This window comes from Halomonas sp. (assembly GCF_031581305.1).
Taxonomy (GTDB): Bacteria; Pseudomonadota; Gammaproteobacteria; order Pseudomonadales; family Halomonadaceae; genus Halomonas.
On the sequence record NZ_JAVLBC010000230.1, the window covers coordinates 1 to 4,494 of the forward strand.

5 protein-coding genes are annotated in these 4,494 nt (G+C 63.3%); all 5 read left to right on the plus strand.

The annotated features are described in order from the left end of the window. On the plus strand, positions 1-1,797 hold a 1,797-nt coding region (locus RI841_RS14670; RefSeq protein ID WP_310706376.1), incomplete at its 5' end, for a methyl-accepting chemotaxis protein. Positions 1,798-1,817: 20 nt separating this feature from the next. Then, entirely contained in the window at positions 1,818-2,672 is an 855-nt protein-coding gene (locus RI841_RS14675) for a CheR family methyltransferase (protein WP_310706379.1), read from the plus strand. Between the two features lie 94 nt (positions 2,673-2,766). After that, positions 2,767-3,828 carry a chemotaxis response regulator protein-glutamate methylesterase gene (locus RI841_RS14680; protein WP_310706377.1) on the plus strand — a complete coding sequence of 354 codons (1,062 nt, stop codon included), beginning with the start codon at positions 2,767-2,769 and terminating at the stop codon, positions 3,826-3,828. Between the two features lie 63 nt (positions 3,829-3,891). Further along, positions 3,892-4,155 (plus strand): hypothetical protein, encoded by a 264-nt coding sequence (locus tag RI841_RS16530; protein ID WP_405000950.1) that lies wholly within the window; start codon positions 3,892-3,894, stop codon positions 4,153-4,155. 152 nt (positions 4,156-4,307) lie between these two features. Continuing rightward, positions 4,308-4,494 (plus strand): response regulator (locus RI841_RS14690; RefSeq protein ID WP_310706378.1); only part of this gene is annotated, 187 nt, incomplete at its 3' end.

A 4,494-nucleotide genomic window follows, 5' to 3' on the forward strand; every position in this document is an offset into this window, starting at 1 on the left:
GCCCTCATCCGCGAAGGCAAGGGTAGCCGCTTCACCCTCGATCGCGGGAAGCTTCATCGCCGCGGCCTGGGCGGCCGCCTTTCGCGCCTCAACCTGCGTAGCCTGCGGGCACGCTTGGTGACCATGGTAGTCGTGGCCGGCCTGCTGCTCTCGGCAAGTGGTGCCATGGGGCTCTTTGGTCTGCAGATGTCCGGCGAGCGCCTCCAGACACTGGACCGCGACGGCTTGCAGGATGTGGCCCGCCTGCAACAGATCGACCAGCTGGCAACCCGGGCCCACCAGTCGCTCTCCCGCAGTGAGCGATCCATGCTGATCGAGAACAAGGACCAGCACACCGAGGAGCTGCAGGAGATCGAGACATCCCTGGATACGCTATGGGCTGAATATCGCGCTAGAGAGGCCAACCAGGGTGGGCAGGCCGATACCTTCGATACCATGCTGACGGACTACCTGGAAGCAGGTATAGGGCAGGCCATCACCCTGCTCCAGAGCGACGACAACTTCGAAACGTTCACCAAACTGCCGCCGCATATCGAGGAGATGCAGGCGATGGGCGAGGAACTCTCCACTGAGGTCAATGACCTCATCGAGGGCAAACAGGCCAACGCGGCAACCCTGGCCAACGAGGCCCGGGCAGAGCAACAGTTGATGCTGATGGTACAGGCCGGCATGCTGGCCATCGGCCTGCTGGTGCTGTTCGTGATCAGTACCCTGACGCTACGCGCCATGTTGCGGCCGCTGCGTGATGCAGAGGCCTTCACTCTTCAGATCGCCTCGGGCAACCTCGCCGCAGACGTGCCATCTCGCCGGCGCGACGAGCTGGGCCGCCTGCTCGAAGCCCTCGATATCATGCGCAAGAGCCTCGGCAGCATTGTCGGCGACGTCAACGGCGGGATCCGCGTGGTGACACCGGCCGCTCGAGACATCGCGTCGGGCAACGAAGATCTCTCTGCCCGTACAGAGCAGCAGGCCGCTTCTCTCCAGCAGACGGCCTCCAGCATGGAAGAGATGACCACGACGGTGCAGCACAACTCGGACAATGCCCGCCAAGCCAGTGGCCTGGCCTCCGAGAATGCCGCGCGCACCCAGGAGACCGGCGACTTGATGCACCAGGTCGTTGACACCATGGGCCAGATCACCGAAGGCTCACGCAAGATGACAGAAATCATCAATGTCATCGACTCCATCGCCTTCCAGACCAACATACTGGCCCTTAATGCGTCGGTAGAAGCGGCTCGAGCCGGCGAGCAGGGGCGCGGTTTCGCCGTCGTGGCCGGCGAAGTCCGCAAGCTGGCCGGCCGCAGTGCCGACGCTGCCAGCGAGATTCGGGAGCTGATCGACGGCTCGGCCCGTCAGATCGACGGCGGCGCCGATCTGGTACGCAAGGCGGAGACGTCCCTCAATGCCGTCATGGAGGCTTCCACCCGCGTCAATGACATCATGGGAGAGATCACCGCCGCATCCGAGGAACAGAGCAACGGTATCGGACAGATCAACCAGGCGGTGGTGGAAATGGATCAGGTAACCCAGCAGAACGCCGCCCGGGTCCAGGCCTCGGCCCGTGCCGCCGGCGAGCTCGAGCAGCAGGCGAGCCTATTGAGCAATGCCATTTCTGCCTTCCGCCTGCAGGGCGCGGGTATGGAGCGAGCGCCCTCCCTGGCGAAGCGTCGATCAAGTCATCAGGCGCCTGACAGCGAGTCGCAACGACGTTCGTCCTCTCATCAAGGTGCCAGCCCGGTTGCGAGCAAGGACGAGGACCACCAGGCCTCGGCTGTCGAGGAGTGGGAGGAATTTTGAGCGATCCTCGAGCTGTCGCCATGCCGGCGGAGGAAAAAAGCTGGGGGCACGGTCGGCTCGAGCGAGATCTCGAGCTGACCGATAACGATTTCTCCAGAATCCGCCAGTTGATCTACCAACGAGCAGGCATTGTGCTCGCCGAGCACAAACGCGAGATGGTCTACAGCCGCCTGGCGAAGCGGTTGCGCCATCACGGCCTGACGCGTTTCGCCGATTATCTGGCGCGTCTGGAGCGTCAGCCCGATGCCCGGGAGTGGGAATCCTTCACCAATGCCCTGACCACCAACCTCACGGCCTTCTTCCGTGAAGCGCACCATTTCCCCCTGCTGGCCGACCATGTGCGCACGCACTCGGGAAAGGTGCGCATCTGGTGTGCCGCGGCATCGACGGGAGAGGAGCCCTACTCCATCGCCATGACCCTGATGGAAGCCATGGGGCCAAGGGCCAGCCAGGCGGAGGTCGTGGCGACTGATATCGATACCGACGCCCTGGACAGGGGGCGGGCCGGCATCTATCCCCTGGAGCAGGTGTGCAAGCTCGAGGAATCGAGGGTCAAGCGCTTCTTTCAGCGTGGCAAGGGACCTCACAAGGGCTTCGCACGCATTCGCCCGGACGTCGCAGAGATGATCGACTTTCAGCCTCTCAACCTGCTTGCTCCCCAGTGGCCGGTGACCGGACCCTTCGATGCGATCTTCTGCCGCAACACCATGATCTACTTCGACAAGACAACCCAGTCCCGGATCCTTGAGCGATTTGCCCCACTACTCAAGCCCGATGGCCTGCTGTTTGCTGGCCATTCCGAGAGCTTTTCCTACCTCACCGAAGCATTCAGGCTGCGCGGCCAGACCGTCTATACACGCCAGTCCGCGCGTTGAACCATTAAAGTCTCGCGCGTTCTGGCCGATAGACGTCCTATGGCCGGCCGGAGCGGCCTCCCCATGGGCTGCCAAGACAACAGGAGACAACCCCTTGAGCGCCAACAGAATCAAGGTGCTGTGTGTCGACGATTCGGCGCTGATACGCGACCTGCTGACGGAAATCATCAATCAACAGCCCGACATGGACGTCGTGGCCGTAGCCCCGGACCCCATCGCGGCACGCGATCTGATCAAGCGTCACAATCCGGATGTGCTGACACTGGATGTCGAGATGCCGCGCATGGACGGCCTCGACTTCCTCGAACGCCTGATGCGCCTACGCCCAATGCCGGTCTTGATGGTCTCATCGCTGACCCAGGCCGGCTCCGAGGTGACACTGCACGCCTTGGAACTGGGTGCCGTGGATTTTGTGGCCAAGCCATCATTGGGCATCCGGCATGGCATGATGGAGTATGCAACGGAGATTGCCGAGAAGCTCCGGGCCGCGGCGCGATCTCGCCCACGCCAGGCAAGGCGCCCGGATACCCCCGGCCCCCGGCTGCTCAAGGCTCCCATGGTCTCCAGCGAAAAACTGATTATCATCGGCGCTTCCACCGGTGGCACCGAGGCCATCCGCAATGTGCTCGAGCCGCTGCCAGCCAACAGCCCGGCCATCCTGATTACCCAGCACATGCCGGGGGGCTTCACCCGCTCCTTCGCCGAACGCCTCGACCGCCTGTGCCAGATCAGCGTCAAGGAGGCAGTAGACGGCGAACGCATCCTGCCCGGCCATGCCTACATCGCCCCGGGTGACGTCCACCTCAAGCTGGCACGCAGCGGTGCCAACTATGTCGCACGCCTCGATGACGGCTTGCCGGTCAACCGACATCGCCCCTCGGTGGATGTGTTGTTTCACTCCGCCGCAAGCCAAGCGGGACGCAATGCCATCGGCGTACTGCTCACCGGGATGGGCAAGGATGGTGCTGCTGGCCTGCTGGAGATGCGCCAGGCGGGCTCGGCCACACTCGCTCAGGACGAGGCCAGCTGTGTGGTCTTCGGTATGCCGCGCGAGGCCATCGCACTGGACGCGGCGTCCGACGTGCTGCCACTGGAGGAAATCGCCCCTCGCCTGCTCTCCCTGGCAGCAGCCTCGGGCCGCGCCCAACGGGTATAGACAACAAGACCCACACCGTCATCGGGCAACGCGCCCAGTCCATACGCAGAAGGAAACGCTGGCATGATATGGCTCTTGCGAAGTATCAGCATCCACGCGGCCATGGTGGCCATCCCTGCCTGCTTCGTGGTGCTCATCGCCGCAGTGGCCATCATGGGACAGATGGACCAGATCACCCAACAGAACGCCTCCCTGGTACAGGAAGCGTCGGCAGCCGCCGCCTCTCTGGAAGAACAGGTCGACCGCCTGGAACGGGCGGTGTCGGTCTTCAGGCTGACGGGGACCATGGAGAGCGCACCGCCAGCGCCGCAAGGGACTCGTGCCTAAACTCAGCCGGCAAGCCCCGCCCTGCAACCGACGACCTCCCCACGTCGGCCGCCGGTGCGCGAGACGGCCACCGAGGAAGAGTGGGAAGAGTTCTGAATCCTGCCGACACCGACGTGACGGCACTCGACTACCGTGATTGAAGAGGATATCCGATGGCAAACAAGGACATGAGCATCCTGGTGGTAGATGATTTCCCGACCATGCGACGCATCGTGCGCAGCCTGTTGAAGGAGCTCGGTTTCACCAACGTGGAAGAGGCCGAGGATGGCCAGGACGCCCTGAACAAGCTCAGCAGTGGCAGCTTCGAGTTCGTGATCTCCGACTGGAACATGCCGAACC